Annotated in this window: 16 protein-coding genes; 15 read left to right on the top strand and 1 reads right to left on the bottom strand. The window is 42.7% G+C overall.

What is annotated here, in order from left to right:
* Positions 1–511 precede the first annotated feature (511 nt).
* From KDJ85_RS04350 to KDJ85_RS04280, 15 genes are all read left to right on the top strand, one after another.
* A complete protein-coding gene (locus tag KDJ85_RS04350) occupies positions 512–790 on the top strand; it encodes a BMC domain-containing protein (protein WP_004249182.1) in 279 nt (92 codons plus the stop codon).
* A gap of 20 nt (positions 791–810) precedes the next feature.
* Positions 811–1,095 carry a BMC domain-containing protein gene (locus tag KDJ85_RS04345; protein WP_206083438.1) on the top strand — a complete coding sequence of 95 codons (285 nt, stop codon included), beginning with the start codon at positions 811–813 and terminating at the stop codon, positions 1,093–1,095.
* Positions 1,096–1,109: 14 nt separating this feature from the next.
* Entirely contained in the window at positions 1,110–1,388 is a 279-nt protein-coding gene (locus tag KDJ85_RS04340) for a BMC domain-containing protein (protein ID WP_006658501.1), read from the top strand.
* A 69-nt stretch (positions 1,389–1,457) separates the two neighbouring features.
* A complete protein-coding gene (locus tag KDJ85_RS04335; RefSeq protein WP_225818614.1) occupies positions 1,458–3,071 on the top strand; it encodes an acetaldehyde dehydrogenase (acetylating) in 1,614 nt (537 codons plus the stop codon).
* A gap of 26 nt (positions 3,072–3,097) precedes the next feature.
* Complete coding sequence (locus KDJ85_RS04330; RefSeq protein WP_047757248.1) at positions 3,098–3,355, top strand: EutN/CcmL family microcompartment protein; 258 nt, start codon at positions 3,098–3,100, stop codon at positions 3,353–3,355.
* Positions 3,356–3,363: 8 nt separating this feature from the next.
* Positions 3,364–4,494 carry a 1-propanol dehydrogenase PduQ gene (locus KDJ85_RS04325; protein WP_225818613.1) on the top strand — a complete coding sequence of 377 codons (1,131 nt, stop codon included), beginning with the start codon at positions 3,364–3,366 and terminating at the stop codon, positions 4,492–4,494.
* 59 nt (positions 4,495–4,553) lie between these two features.
* Positions 4,554–7,985 carry a choline trimethylamine-lyase gene (gene cutC / locus KDJ85_RS04320; RefSeq protein ID WP_225818612.1) on the top strand — a complete coding sequence of 1,144 codons (3,432 nt, stop codon included), beginning with the start codon at positions 4,554–4,556 and terminating at the stop codon, positions 7,983–7,985.
* Between the two features lie 77 nt (positions 7,986–8,062).
* On the top strand, positions 8,063–9,013 hold the full coding sequence (gene cutD / locus KDJ85_RS04315) for a choline TMA-lyase-activating enzyme (RefSeq protein WP_225818611.1): 951 nt from the start codon (positions 8,063–8,065) through the stop codon (positions 9,011–9,013).
* A gap of 13 nt (positions 9,014–9,026) precedes the next feature.
* Complete coding sequence (locus tag KDJ85_RS04310) at positions 9,027–9,443, top strand: BMC domain-containing protein (RefSeq protein ID WP_225818610.1); 417 nt, start codon at positions 9,027–9,029, stop codon at positions 9,441–9,443.
* Positions 9,440–10,084, top strand: coding sequence for a phosphate propanoyltransferase (locus KDJ85_RS04305; protein ID WP_225818609.1), 645 nt, complete (start codon positions 9,440–9,442; stop codon positions 10,082–10,084). Before KDJ85_RS04310 ends, KDJ85_RS04305 begins: the two co-directional genes overlap by 4 nt.
* A 14-nt stretch (positions 10,085–10,098) precedes the next feature.
* Positions 10,099–10,788 carry a hypothetical protein gene (locus KDJ85_RS04300; RefSeq protein ID WP_225818608.1) on the top strand — a complete coding sequence of 230 codons (690 nt, stop codon included), beginning with the start codon at positions 10,099–10,101 and terminating at the stop codon, positions 10,786–10,788.
* A 53-nt stretch (positions 10,789–10,841) separates the two neighbouring features.
* A complete protein-coding gene (locus tag KDJ85_RS04295) occupies positions 10,842–11,267 on the top strand; it encodes a DMT family transporter (protein WP_225818607.1) in 426 nt (141 codons plus the stop codon).
* A 22-nt stretch (positions 11,268–11,289) separates the two neighbouring features.
* Positions 11,290–11,616: a DMT family transporter gene (locus KDJ85_RS04290; RefSeq protein WP_206083448.1), complete on the top strand. Its 327-nt coding sequence runs from the start codon at positions 11,290–11,292 to the stop codon at positions 11,614–11,616.
* A 193-nt stretch (positions 11,617–11,809) separates the two neighbouring features.
* Complete coding sequence (locus tag KDJ85_RS04285; RefSeq protein ID WP_206083449.1) at positions 11,810–12,145, top strand: tRNA-binding protein; 336 nt, start codon at positions 11,810–11,812, stop codon at positions 12,143–12,145.
* Between the two features lie 254 nt (positions 12,146–12,399).
* A complete protein-coding gene (locus KDJ85_RS04280; protein WP_225818606.1) occupies positions 12,400–13,101 on the top strand; it encodes an AraC family transcriptional regulator in 702 nt (233 codons plus the stop codon).
* A gap of 2 nt (positions 13,102–13,103) precedes the next feature.
* On the opposite strand, the gene KDJ85_RS04275 is transcribed toward KDJ85_RS04280, so the two are convergent.
* Positions 13,104–13,478, bottom strand: coding sequence for a DnaJ family domain-containing protein (locus KDJ85_RS04275; RefSeq protein ID WP_225818605.1), 375 nt, complete (start codon positions 13,476–13,478; stop codon positions 13,104–13,106).
* Positions 13,479–13,795: the final 317 nt, after the last annotated feature.

Genomic DNA, 13,795 nt, shown 5'->3' with positions numbered 1-13,795 from the left:
CGCAGGCTTCTTAGTGTGAACTGCTTGCCTCAGACAAGCACTTTTTCCTGAGTACCTTAATATAAAAGAGCTTCTTTATTTGCGAGTAAAGCTTATAAGCCAGTGAGCCACCCCACAGTTATCATTGTGTAAATTACCCCTTGGTATCAGCTTAATAATATCCTGTTAACAATCCCACCTGATTAATCCGTAATCTATTTTTCGTGTTTTTTATTCACCAGACAGATACGTGAATTTTTCGTTTTTTCAGTATGGATGTGTGAATTAAAGGTCTTCCAAATCTAATTATCAGTTAAATATTCTAAGTATCTTCATGTTGTGGATTTATATTTTGTTTTTATTTTTCGCCTCTATAGTGAATTTGAAGCCAAAGGCTGCGTTCAATTAATCACCGCGCAGACACTGTTGGCGTAAATGATTACCTCGGTTCTTCAAGAAACATGTATTCGGACACATCAACTTAAAGAGCGCGGTAAAGAAAAATGAAGAAGGCTTCTCGGAGGAAACAACAATGGGTGATGCATTAGGTCTTATCGAAACTAAAGGTCTGGTAGCTTGCATTGAAGCGGCGGATGCAATGTGTAAAGCCGCAAACGTTGAGCTAATTGGCTATGAAAATGTGGGTTCAGGCCTCGTAACCGCAATGGTTAAAGGTGACGTTGGTGCAGTCAAGGCGGCGGTTGATTCAGGTGTTGAATCTGCTCAGCGTGTTGGCGAAGTCGTGACATCACTGGTCATTGCGCGTCCACATAACGATATCAACAAAATTGTGATTAAACATAAGGCATAACTTTTTCCGGAGGAAAAAACATGGGTGACGCATTAGGTCTTATCGAAACTCAAGGGTTAGTAGCATGTATTGAAGCGGCTGACTCGATGTGTAAAGCCGCAAATGTTGTGCTGATTGGTTATGAAAATGTTGGGTCAGGTTTAGTGACAGCAATGGTGAAAGGGGATGTCGGTGCGGTAAAAGCAGCGGTTGATTCAGGTGTTGAGTCTGCTTCTCGCGTTGGCACTGTCGTGACATCTCTGGTTATTGCTCGTCCTCACAGCGATATTCAGAAAATCGTCGCCCAGTATAAAGTCTCGGAATAAAAAGGAAATTACTTATGAAAGAAGCACTTGGATTAATTGAAACCAAAGGTTTAGTGGCCTGTATTGAAGCCGCTGATGCTATGTGTAAAGCAGCCAACGTTGAATTGATTGGTTATGAAAATGTCGGTTCTGGGTTAGTGACTGCCATGGTGAAAGGCGACGTTGGTGCAGTTAACGCAGCAGTGGAATCTGGTGTTGAAGCCGCAAAACGTGTTGGCACCGTGGTGACATCACGTGTTATCGCAAGACCACATAACGATATCGGCAAAATTGCGCAGCAACACAAAGCCTAAGTTGTTGGCTGATAAGTAAATAAAACAACAAGTTAATTAGTTAATTTTGGCTCCGATACGGGGGAAGACATGGTTGCATTAGATAAAGATCTGCAATCCAGACAACTGGCAAGAGAGCTAGTTAGAAACGCGAAACAAGCGCAAAAAGTATTCGCGACTTTTTCGCAGGAAAAAATCGACAGTATCGTTAAACACATCGCGATTGAATCAGCTCTTCACGCTGAAGAGTTGGCGAAAATGGCCAATGAAGAGACAGGTTTTGGTAAGTGGCAAGACAAAGTCTTGAAAAATACCTTCGCTTCAATGCGTGTCTATGAACACATTAAAGATCTCAAAACTGTTGGCATCATTAATGATGACAAAGTCAACAAAGTCATGGATGTAGGCGTTCCGTTAGGGGTGATCACGGCATTGGTGCCATCGACAAACCCGACATCGACCATCATCTACAAAACGTTGATTGCCTTAAAAGCAGGTAACGCCATTGTCTTCTCCCCGCATCCTAATGCCAAAGCCTGTAGTTTCCGTACGTTAGACATTGTTAAAAAAGCGGCATTAGAAGCTGGTGCACCCGCAGGGATCGTTGATGGTGTCACAATGTTGACCCTTGAAGCGACCAAAGAGCTGATGCACAGCAAAGATGTTTCCTTAATTTTAGCGACTGGCGGGGAGGGCATGGTGCGTGCAGCGTATGCATCGGGTACGCCAACAATCAGTGGCGGTCCGGGTAATGGCCCTGCCTTTATTGAGCGTAGCGCTAATATCAAACAAGCCGTGAATGACATTATCACCAGTAAAACGTTTGATAACGGGGTGATTTGTGCATCAGAGCAATCAATTATCGTCGAACGTTGTATTTATAACGAAGTGCACCGCGAGCTGTTAGCGCAAGGCGCTTACTTTATGAATGAAGACGAAGCGAAGCGTATGGCGTCAATGTTATTGCGGGCAAATGGCACCATCAACCCTGAAGTAGTTGGGAAAGATGCCATTACCTTGAGCCAACGTGCAGGGTTTAGCGTACCTGCCAATACGCGTGTGCTTATTGCTTTACAAGACACCGTTTCACCGAAAAACCCCTATTCACGTGAAAAGCTGTGCCCAATCTTAGGAATGTATATCGAAGAAGATTGGCAATCTGCTTGTCATCGTGTGGTGGATTTGCTGACCAATGAAGGTTTAGGCCACACATTGGTGATCCACACCCAAAACGAAGATGTCATTCGTCAATTCTCCCTTGAAAAACCCGTTAACCGTATTTTGATTAATACACCTGCGGCACTGGGGGGCATTGGAGCAACAACCAATATTACGCCAGCATTAACCTTAGGTTGCGGTGCAATCGGTGGCGGTTCGAGTTCAGATAACGTCGGGCCAATGAACTTACTGAACATTCGTAAAGTGGGTTATGGCGTGCGTTCTATTGATGATTTACGACAGCCACCACAGCCGTGCCCAGTTGCTCAGCCTGCAGCTTCAACCACAGTGAATCAATCGCAAATCAGTATTTTAGATGATGACCGTTTTCGTCAGCCAGTGACGGCTTCTGCACCCGTTTCTCATGTAGCAGACAACCGTTTTAGTACGGCGGCAATTACGGAAGCGGTGGTTTCCCAAGGTGATATCACTGAGGAAAATGTTGAGCAAATTATCAAGGCCGTTCTCGGTCGCCTAAATAAGTAATTCATTGAAATAAGGCGGTATAAACCATGATTTTGGCAAAAGTAATCGGACATGTTGTCGCAACGCAGAAATGCCAAGAACTTAGCGGAAGCAACTTATTGATGGTCGCTGCGCTGGGGGATGACCTTGAACCGTTGAAAGACCGAACGTATGTGGCGGTAGATAGCGTCGGTGCAGGTATCAACGACATTGTGTTAGCCGAAGCGTACTTCGCGTTGAACAAAGACAAATACAAAGCCATGTCAGTGGTTGCCATTGTTGAAAAGGTTTATACCAAGGAGTAAACAACAGCATGAACCAGTTTCTCATTAAACCGCGAGTTCAATTTGGTGCTAATGCACTGGATTTTATCTCACAAATGCAAGCTCAGCAGGCTTTTATCGTGACTGATAAAGCCATGGTGAAATTTGGCTTAGCAGAGGAAGTTACTCGTCGGTTAACACACTCAGGCATTGCGTTTTCAATGTATGACGATGTCCTGCCAGACCCCGATATTTCAGCCATCGTAAAAGGCATGAAAGTCATGGACGTGCAATATCCCGATGTGGTGATTGCACTGGGTGGAGGCTCAGTGATTGATGCGGCGAAAGCGATTATTTACTCCTTATGGCACACGAAAAGCGACGCCAATCGGGCAAAACCACAGTTTATTGCAATCCCAACAACCAGCGGTACAGGCTCTGAAGTTACCTCATTTTCAGTGATTAAGTCCCACTCTGAAAAACTGGTGCTAGTGGATGAGTTTATGTTGCCCGATGTGGCGATCCTCGACCCTGTTCTCGTGAAATCTGTGCCTGCGTCGATTACTGCAGATACGGGGATGGATGTGCTTTGCCATGCATTAGAAGCATATGTTTCGCGCACGGCGTCTGATTTTTCTGATGCGTTAGCGGAAAAAGCGGTGCAGCTGGTTTTCGGTCACCTAATTGACTGCTACCGCGAAGGTGGCAATTTGCTTGCTCGCGAAAAAATGCATAACGCCTCTTGCATCGCAGGAATGGCATTTACCAATGCTTCACTTGGGATCACGCACAGTTTAGCCCACGCATTAGGCGGTGTATTCCACATTCCACACGGCCGTGCCAATGCGCTATTGATGGCACATGTGGTGGCATTTAATGCCGAATTAGAAGGGAGTTGTGATAGTGAAGCCGCAAAACGTTACGCTCATCTCGCGAAAAACTTGAATTTACCCGCTTCAACAATACGTGAAGGCGTTGAAAGCTTAATTATGGCAATCAACGTATTAAAAGATGAAATGAATATGCCAAAAGGCATTCAAGCCACAGGCATTAATGAAACCGATTTTAACGCCCGTTTAGGGGAAATGGTGGGGCAAGCACTGCGTGATAGTTGCACTCCGACCAATCCACGGGATGTGAACCAAGTGCAACTTGAAACGCTATATCGGCAATCTTTTTAACAGCCGCAAGCTGTTAGGTGATGAACAACAAACTAGAACGAACATCAGGATAGGCTAACATGACTAAATATGCTCTGACCCCACGCGTAAAAATGCTGGCTGAACGCTTAAGTGCCCGCAATAGCTCAATTATTACTGAACGTGCCAACATTTTAGAAGCACTGGAAAACCAACTCTCGGGTGCACCGCAGGCAATAAAACCTGCTCAACGCTTTTATGAATTTATCCGCCATTTCCCTGCGTTTATTGCGCAAGATGAATTGATTATTGGTAGTCAATCGTCCACACCGCGTGGCGCGATTTTCTTCACTGAAAACGAAATTCACAGCAACAGTATTTACACCTTCTTAGCAGGGGACAGCACAGTAGATGCCCCTGACTATTTAGCGGTACTGAACATCGGTTTTTTAGAAATTAAATCCCAATTGGAAAACCGAGTCAGAAACATCGGTAGTGCAGTCAGTCGTAATAGTATTGATGAGGCAAATAATTGCCGCGCTGCAATTTATGCATGTGATGCAGCAATTCATTTTGCACAATCCCTCGCGTCAAAAGCAGAAAGCATGGCAGCGGTGGAATCAAACCAATATCGCCGTTTAGAACTGCAAGAAAGCGCGGCGATTTTACGTAATGTTCCTGCCAAACCTGCACAAACCTTTAAAGAAGCTTGCCAAGCATTCTATTTATTGCAGCTTATTTTGCATCTGGAAAACGGCAGCTACGCCGTTAATCCAATGGGCTTCGACAAAGCGGTTTACCCATTCTATCAACGAGATATCGAGCAAGGCCGTTTAACACCAACCCAAGCGTATGAAGTGGTTGAAAGTTTATGGCTGAAATTGGCTGAGCTTTCTGAAGTGCGCTCGACAAAAGTGGTGGATGGTTACCCTATGTTTGATGCACTGAAAGGCGGCGTATATTTAACCGACCCTCACGTATGCATTAACGAACTATCCGCCATGATGTTATCGGCTCATGAGAATATCATGGCCGTCAATAATGGGTTAAAAGTTCGCTTATATTGCGGCCAAGTAAGCACGCAGCCACAATATTCTGCGCCGAACGCCAGCTATGTTGCACCGTCTGCACAAGCTGAGACAGAATTTAAAGTAATGGAAGGGTTAACCCCACGTTTGCAACGCCTGCGTAACCGCTATTTAGAAGCGCGCCCAAGCGTTTCTATCTACCGCGCTTTAGCCTTTACTGACGTTGTCAAAAATAACCCAGGTTTGCCGCCGATTTTACTGCGTGCAAAAGCGTTCCGTCGCGCATGTGAAACCGCACCAATCTTAATCCAACCAGAAGAGTTAATTGTTGGGCACCCGTGTGGTAAGCCGCGTGCGGGTGCGTTCTCCCCAGATATCGCATGGCGCTGGGTAGTCGAAGAGCTCGACACTATGAGCACTCGTCCACAAGACCCATTTGTTATCTCTGAAGAAGACAAAAAAGTCATTCGTGAAGATATTGCACCATTCTGGGAAGGTCGCTCATTAGATGAAATCTGTGAAGCACAATACCGTGAAGCGGGCGTGTGGGAATTCAGTGGTGAAACGTTTGTTAGTGACTTGTCTTATCACCAAATCAACGGTGGGGGTGATACTTGCCCAGGCTACGATGTCTTGTTATTCACCAAAGGTATGAATGGGATCAAAGCAGATGCACAGGCGAAACTGGCTGAGCTTAGCATGGAAAACCCAGAGGATATCGACCGCATCTATTTCTACAAAGCTTCTATTGAAACCTGTGAAGGTGTTGTGTCTTACGCGCACCGTATTGCAGAACATGCTCGTGAGTTAGCCGCAAAAGAAACAGACTCAAAACGTCGTGAAGAGTTATTGACTATCGCACAAGTAAATGAAAATGTGCCAGCAAACCCGCCAGTGACCTTGCAAGAAGCCTTACAAAGCATTTGGACGGTGGAGTCCCTGTTTGAAATCGAAGAAAACCAAACGGGATTGTCTTTAGGGCGCCTCGACCAATATTGCTTGCCGATGTATGAAAATGACATCAAGACAGGCCGTTTAACACAAGACCAAGCGCTGGAAATGATGCAGGCATTTATTATCAAATGTGCTGAATTAATGTGGATGTCCAGTGAGTTAGGGGCGAAATATTTTGCGGGTTACCAGCCGTTTATCAACTTAACGGTAGGCGGGCAAAAACGCTCAGGGGGTGATGCGTGTAATGACTTAACTTATTTAATTATGGATGCGGTGCGTTTCGTTAAGGTGTACCAGCCATCACTGGCTTGCCGTATCCATAACCAATCACCACAAAAGTATATGGAAAAAATTGTCGATGTCGTTAAAGCTGGCATGGGCTTCCCTGCCTGCCACTTCGATGATTCCCACATCAAAATGATGTTACGTAAAGGTTTTGATTTTGAAGATGCACGTGATTATTGCTTGATGGGTTGCGTTGAACCTCAAAAATCAGGCCGAATTTATCAATGGACCTCAACAGGTTACACCCAATGGCCAATCGCGATTGAGTTTGTCTTAAACCGTGGGCGCATGGTGCTGTTTGATAGTTACCAAGGCTTAGACACAGGTGAACTGCGCGACTTGAGAACTTTTGAAGATTTTGACCGCGCCGTGAAACAACAAATTGCTCATATCGTCAGATTATCCGCGGTCGGTACGGTGATAAGCCAACGTGTACACCGTGATGTTGCACCAAAACCATTAATGTCTTTGCTGGTGGAAGGCTGTATGGAAAAAGGGAAAGACGTTGCCGCAGGTGGTGCGATGATTAACCACGGCCCAGGCTTGATTTTCTCTGGTCTTGCAACCTACGTCGACTCAATGGCAGCAATTCGTAAGCTGGTTTATGAAGACAAACGCTATACCCTTGAACAAGTACGTGATGGCCTATTAGCCAACTTTGAAGGCTATGACGAACTGCGCCGCGACTGCTTGAACGCGCCAAAATTTGGTAACGATGACAACTATGTCGACCAGTATGCGCTGGATATTACGGAGTGGACAGAGCGCGAGTGCCGCAAATACGACATGTTGTATTCCACACTTAGCCACGGAACCTTATCGATTTCGAATAATACTCCAATCGGGGAATTAACCGCAGCGAGTGCGAATGGACGCTTAGCTTGGATGCCATTATCAGATGGTATCAGCCCAACGCAAGGTGCGGATAAACAAGGCCCAACTGCCATCATTAAATCCATCAGTAAGATGAATGTGGAAACAATGAACATTGGCATGGTGCATAACTTTAAGTTCTTAAAAGGCTTGTTGGACACGCCTGAAGGCCGCCACGGCTTGATTACTTTGCTAAGAACGGCTTCTATTTTAGGGAATGGCCAAATGCAATTTAGTTATGTCGATAACGAAATGCTGAAAAAAGCGCAGCAAGAACCTGAAAAATATCGTGATTTAATCGTTAGGGTTGCAGGTTACAGTGCTTACTTCGTCGAACTCTGCAAAGAAGTTCAAGATGAAATTATTAGCCGTACCGTGATTGAGAAGTTCTAAATCGATATCGGCAGGTATGGCAACATACCTGCCACGTCATAATAAAAACGATAAATTTTTCAATGTGTTGAGGTGTGATGATGAGCGCGGCAGATATTAAAGGTCGGATATTTAATATCCAAAAATATTCCATTTATGACGGTGATGGTATTCGCACGCTGATCTTTCTTAAAGGGTGCAATATTCGTTGTCCTTGGTGTGCTAACCCTGAGGGATTAAGCAGCCAGTTTCAAGTGATGTTTTCCCATGATAAATGCGTCAATTGCGGTAAGTGTGTCGATGTTTGCCCAACAGGTATTCATTACAAAACAACCAATGAACAAGGTGAACAAATTCACCGTGTTAATCGCAGCATTGATTGTATTGGTTGCCGTAAGTGTGAAGAGGTGTGCATTGGCGGTGCGTTGGACATTATGGGTAAAGATGTCACGGTTGCCGAAATGATGGAAATCATCATGCAAGACTATGATTTTTATATTTCTTCTGGTGGTGGTGTCACGATCGGTGGTGGGGAAATGAGTCTACAAACCGATTTCGCCGTTGAATTGCTGCGTGAATGCAAAAAAATGATGATCAATACCGCGGTAGAGACCCAAGGGACAACATCATTAGCTAACTATGAAAAGCTCGCTCAAGTCGTTGACTTATTTTTGTATGACATCAAGCACATCGATAGCGCACAGCATAAAAGTATCTTTGGTATTGGCAACGAAAATGTGCGCCAAAACCTTGAAAGACTTATTGAATTAGGTGCAAACGTGGTGGTGCGGATGCCGTTGGTGCGTGGGTATAACGATTCGTATGACGCAATCACGGGGGCCATTGAATACGCGATGGCGCTATCCAAACGCGGTAATGTAAAACGTATTGATATTCTACCTTACCACCAGTTGGGACGCGGTAAATACGACAAACTGGACATGATTTACCCCGTAAAACAAGACCCAACCTATAGCGCAGAAGAACTCGATCAATTGGAAGCATTCTTTAAACAGTTTGATTTTGATATTCGACTGGTTCGTCACTAAGTAGGAGAGACAGATGAAAAGTTTAGGTGTGATTGAGACGCGGGGACTGACATCCGCGATACAGGCAGCTGATGCGGCGTGTAAGGCCGCCAGTGTAGAAATTGTCGGCTACCGTAAAATTGGCTCTGGCTTAGTATCCGTCTGTTTTCAGGGGGAAATCAGCGCAGTGCGCACCGCCGTTGATCACGGTATTGCGGTGATCAGCGATAACCAATTATGCGTAGGCTCACTTGTGATTGCGCGCCCTGAAGAAAGTGTAATTACAAAATTATTAACAGTAAAAAGTAAAAAGGGCGAGTTAGAAAAAAGCGTTGAACAAGCTGAAAAAACGCAAGAAAAGCTTGTGGTTGAGGGCAAATCCGAGCCAGAGGTAACGGAAAATAGCATTAAAGAGCCTAAAAATGACCTGCGCAAAGGTAAAAAATCATGATGAATGAGCAATTGATGGGCAAAATTTTGTCTCGTCTTTCAGCATACAACCCAGCGAATAGAATGCAATCTGCTATAGCAATCCCTGTGGGGGTATCTAATCGCCATGTACACCTTTCGCAGCAGGATGTTGAAGCCTTATTTGGCAAGGGCTACCAGCTCACACCATTTAAAGAACTCAAGCAGCCAGGGCAATTTGCGGCGAAGGAATGTGTGATGGTGGTTGGGCCAAAAGGCTCAATCAGCAAAGTCAGAGTGTTAGGCCCTGTGCGCCCAAAAAGCCAATTAGAGGTTTCGAAGGCCGATTGTTTTGCTTTAGGGATTAAAGCACCCGTAAGGGAATCAGGGGATTTAATTGATTCAGGTAGTGCATTGTTAATTGGCCCAGCTGGTCATGCAAACCTTGAATCTCAGGTGATTTGTGCGCAACGACATATTCATATGAATACGATAGATGCTAGAGCATTAAACGTGGTTAATGGACAAAAGGTCAATATTCGTACGGAAGGTGAGCGTCGTTTAGTATTTGATGAAGTTGTTGTGCGTGTAGATGAGCGCTTTTCTCTTGAATTTCATATTGATACTGACGAAGCCAATGCAGCGGGTCTGCGGAATAATGACAGCGTATTTATTGTCGGTTAAGGGACGGTGGCAAGGTGAATGAAAAACAGATTGAACGGATAGTTGAACAGGTATTAAGGCGACTAAACCAGCATGTTCTTGTGGTGTTATCCCCTGTAGAAGGCTACCAACAGGCGATTTACCAACGGTTAACGCAATTTTTATCGGTTTCTTTTTCGCTCTATGCCACCCAATTAATGCCTGCAACACCTTATTTTGCACAGTGGGCAACATTGGGAACAATATTAGATAAAAATACGTTACATCTAAATGCATTAGGAAACTATCACTGTGTATTTTTACCTTTTATTGATGCCAAGGTGGTTGGTGAAGTTGCAAATGGCTTATTTACCAGCGAAGAAAGCCAACTGATTTTGCATGCGCTTGCACAAAATATTCCTGTGCTGGCATTGAAACATCATTGTTGCCCTGAAAGTGAACTCAACCAAATTTTAGGTTTAGATAAAAATAAAAAATATAATAGGGTTATTAAAGAAAATATGTCGAAACTTATTTCATTAGGCGTGGAGTTTAATACACTAAATGAAATTGAAGGTAAATTATTGATAAATAATTTTAACCAAGAATTGAAACCTAAAAATAACCATCAAGAAAATCGCTATATTACTTTAAAGGAAGTAATGAAAAACCCTGGAGGGTATATTGCGAATGATAATAAATTAACTGATTCAGCTATCGATTATTTAAAGTCTTTAAAGAAATAAAATATCAAAATTAATTAAATCTAATTTTTCTATTTATTGTAGGAGTATTATCTATGTCCCCTAAAGCAAAATCATGGCTTTGGATGCTGGCGGTTATTATTTCAGAAACTTCAGCAACCTCTACATTGAAAATGTTTGATAATAGTGAAGGGAGTACGAAGTCCTTATTATTAGCTCTTATTGTTGTATTGTATGTTGTTTGCTATTACTCACTTTCTCGAGCTGTTAAATATATCCCTGTAGGTTTAGCGTATGCAACATGGTCAGGTACTGGGATTCTTATGGTATCTACGCTTGGCATGCTCTTTTATGGGCAACACCCTGATACCGCAGCAATGATCGGTATGGCGGTGATTGCCAGTGGAATTGTGATCATGAATCTGTTCTCCAAAATGGGGGCAGATGAAGAAGATACAGAAGAGCCAAATAAAGAAACGAAAGAGTCATTATTATCCACCAATAATAAAGCCATTCATTAATTAAAATTTAAGGGGAAAAATTATGTTTACTGGATTTTTATGGTTAGCACTTTCGATTGGTTCTGAAATAACTGGAACCTCAATGATTAAAAAAACCAATAGCTTTAGTAAATTAGGGCCGTCTATTTTAGTGATCATTGCCTATTGTTTATGTTATTTTGCTCTGACCCGTGCAATGGGGTATATCCCTGTAGGTGTAGCCTATTCATTATGGTGTGGGTTTGGTATTGTTGGTGTGACATTAGTTTCTATGATTTTATATAAACAAAAACCAGATTTCCCTGCGGTATTTGCAATGGGGTTAATTATCTCTGGTGGAATAATCATGAATACATTCTCAACAATGTAAGTCTTATTTTATTCTTGATCTTTATCTCGTTCATTGTTTGCCCTCAATTGTTTTTTGTTGAGGGTTATTTTTTTGCAAATAATCTGGCGTCACTGATGTTTTTGCAATATAAAATGATTGTTTGGCGATAATGCCTTTGGCTTGTCCTATGCTAATTTAGTGACCAACAGTGATTTAGTTTAGGAATGAAAGTATGCAAATTATTGAGTGGGATGATTTTACCCGTGTTGAAATGCGTGTTGGCACTATTATTAGTGCAGAGCTAAATAGTAAAGCAAAGAAACCCGCATATGTGATGGAAGTTGATCTTGGTGAGCTAGGTATCAAACGCTCTAGCGCACAAATTACCGTGAACTACACCCCTGAAAGCCTAATTGGCAAGCGCATTCTTTGCGTCTGTAACTTTGAAGTAAAACGTATAGCAGGGATTAAATCTGAAGTGTTAATAACAGGGGCTCCTGATGAAAAGGGTGCTATTGTGTTAGCAGAGTTTAACCTGCCTCTTCCAAACGGCGCTTTACTCGCCTAATGCTCAATGCTCGTCATATTTCGCACTGTAGCGGTGTTGGCTACACAAAGTTACCCTAGTCACATACTTTTGTATGTTCCTAGGGATAACTGTGTTTGCCGCCTTGCTACAACACGAACTATTTAGAGCATTTAATTTGATATAACTTTTCATTATATTTATTGAAATCCTCAAGTGATGCCATATTGGCATCACTGCCATTTATAGGTAAAAAGGTTATACTGCTATTATCTGTATCAGTAGGAGTGTTTCCTTTGCGATTACCTGAACTGCATTTTCGACAATATTCTGACGAGGTTATTTCTCATCAACATGATGGGCAGTGGCAAGTCGTCTTGTCGTTATCTGGGCAAATGGAAATCAATATGTATCGGCAGCATTTTCAATTGAATGCAGGAAAAGGCATGGTGATCCCGCCAAGTGTTAGCCATGCGTTTAGCGGCCAAGACGGTAATAAAAACTATGTTTTGGAAATGCCTGCAACGGCACAGTGGGCATTGGACGAGAAAATGACCCAATTTTCTCTGACACCTTCAGCAATTGGTTTGCTTCATTGGTTACAAAGCTTTCCCCAAGCACCTGAAAATAATTTTGCGGTGGCACGTTTGCTGTTGGCGCAATTAAAACCCGAAAGTCAGTGGATTGATACCGTTTCTCAGTGGATTGAGACGCGGTTACATTTGCCCATTAGTTGTGAAGATATGGCATTCGCTTTTTGTATGTCAGTCAGTACGTTACAAAGAAAAGTAAAAGCAGAAACACACTTAACGGTGATGCAATTTATTCAACAAAAGCGGATGGAAGCTGCGGGGAGTTTATTGCTCACAAATAGCAGTATAGAAACCATAGGCCTTTGTGTGGGTTATGATTCTCACTCTGCATTTAGCCATGCGTTTAAAAAATACTATGGCAAAACCCCTCTTGAATATCGAACTCAGGCGATAATACCCCGTTAGAGCTACCTCTGCGTTTTTGCCATATGTGTTGAAATTGACTGTGAATATTCACCCTGTAAAAAATCGGTATTGATCCCCGCTTGCCTTAGTTTCAATTCAAGCAGCGCGAGTTGCTTGCTCACATTGACATAATTAGGGTCATCAACTGAAAGTCCTTGAAGTAGATGGCTCAGTGTTAGCGCGTCTTTTCTTTGCTGTAATTCAGCAGGTAAATATCCCGAATTCTTTAATAAGCGATATCCAGCCCTTAGCTCAGGAGGCACCAAGCTGTCATCTTCAAGGTATAGTGGCTTGCCTTCGCCATTAAGCTGTGACAATTCCCCTTTATTTAAGGCTTCTTGGATATGGCGTTCAGCCCAGTGATCGATAATTGACATGAAATTGAGCCCACTAATATATTTTTATTTATTATATCCTTGAAAGTAATAGACGTAAAATTGGTTAAATGAGCTTTATTGCGTTAATTATTCCGAGCTTTAAATAAGGTTTAATCGAGTTGTTAATATAGGTGTTTTCCCATTTTTATAAAATAAAACATACAAAAATTGATATATGTATAGTGATTAATAATGAAAAACCGCTAAATATTGTATGTAAATTGTTATGTTGAGCACATTTATTGAAATTAATTAAATTTAACTTAATGTGGTTTTTAAGTCTGATAATGAATGAATATTTTTTTTATTGGTGTTTT

It is taken from the genome of Providencia vermicola (assembly GCF_020381325.1).
GTDB lineage: Bacteria > Pseudomonadota > Gammaproteobacteria > Enterobacterales > Enterobacteriaceae > Providencia > Providencia vermicola.
Note: the sequence above shows the minus strand (reverse complement) of the source record. Positions and strands in the feature narration are given on the sequence as shown.

What these genes read in the sequence shown, in the direction of transcription:
- KDJ85_RS04350 (WP_004249182.1), top strand. Translation starts at nt 512, where the DNA reads ATGGGTGATGCATTAGGTCTTATCGAAACTAAAGGTCTGGTAGCTTGC.
- KDJ85_RS04345 (WP_206083438.1), top strand. Translation starts at nt 811, where the DNA reads ATGGGTGACGCATTAGGTCTTATCGAAACTCAAGGGTTAGTAGCATGT.
- KDJ85_RS04340 (WP_006658501.1), top strand. Translation starts at nt 1,110, where the DNA reads ATGAAAGAAGCACTTGGATTAATTGAAACCAAAGGTTTAGTGGCCTGT.
- KDJ85_RS04335 (WP_225818614.1), top strand. Translation starts at nt 1,458, where the DNA reads ATGGTTGCATTAGATAAAGATCTGCAATCCAGACAACTGGCAAGAGAG.
- KDJ85_RS04330 (WP_047757248.1), top strand. Translation starts at nt 3,098, where the DNA reads ATGATTTTGGCAAAAGTAATCGGACATGTTGTCGCAACGCAGAAATGC.
- KDJ85_RS04325 (WP_225818613.1), top strand. Translation starts at nt 3,364, where the DNA reads ATGAACCAGTTTCTCATTAAACCGCGAGTTCAATTTGGTGCTAATGCA.
- cutC (WP_225818612.1), top strand. Translation starts at nt 4,554, where the DNA reads ATGACTAAATATGCTCTGACCCCACGCGTAAAAATGCTGGCTGAACGC.
- cutD (WP_225818611.1), top strand. Translation starts at nt 8,063, where the DNA reads ATGATGAGCGCGGCAGATATTAAAGGTCGGATATTTAATATCCAAAAA.
- KDJ85_RS04310 (WP_225818610.1), top strand. Translation starts at nt 9,027, where the DNA reads ATGAAAAGTTTAGGTGTGATTGAGACGCGGGGACTGACATCCGCGATA.
- KDJ85_RS04305 (WP_225818609.1), top strand. Translation starts at nt 9,440, where the DNA reads ATGATGAATGAGCAATTGATGGGCAAAATTTTGTCTCGTCTTTCAGCA.
- KDJ85_RS04295 (WP_225818607.1), top strand. Translation starts at nt 10,842, where the DNA reads ATGTCCCCTAAAGCAAAATCATGGCTTTGGATGCTGGCGGTTATTATT.
- KDJ85_RS04290 (WP_206083448.1), top strand. Translation starts at nt 11,290, where the DNA reads ATGTTTACTGGATTTTTATGGTTAGCACTTTCGATTGGTTCTGAAATA.
- KDJ85_RS04285 (WP_206083449.1), top strand. Translation starts at nt 11,810, where the DNA reads ATGCAAATTATTGAGTGGGATGATTTTACCCGTGTTGAAATGCGTGTT.
- KDJ85_RS04275 (WP_225818605.1), bottom strand. Translation starts at nt 13,478, where the DNA reads ATGTCAATTATCGATCACTGGGCTGAACGCCATATCCAAGAAGCCTTA.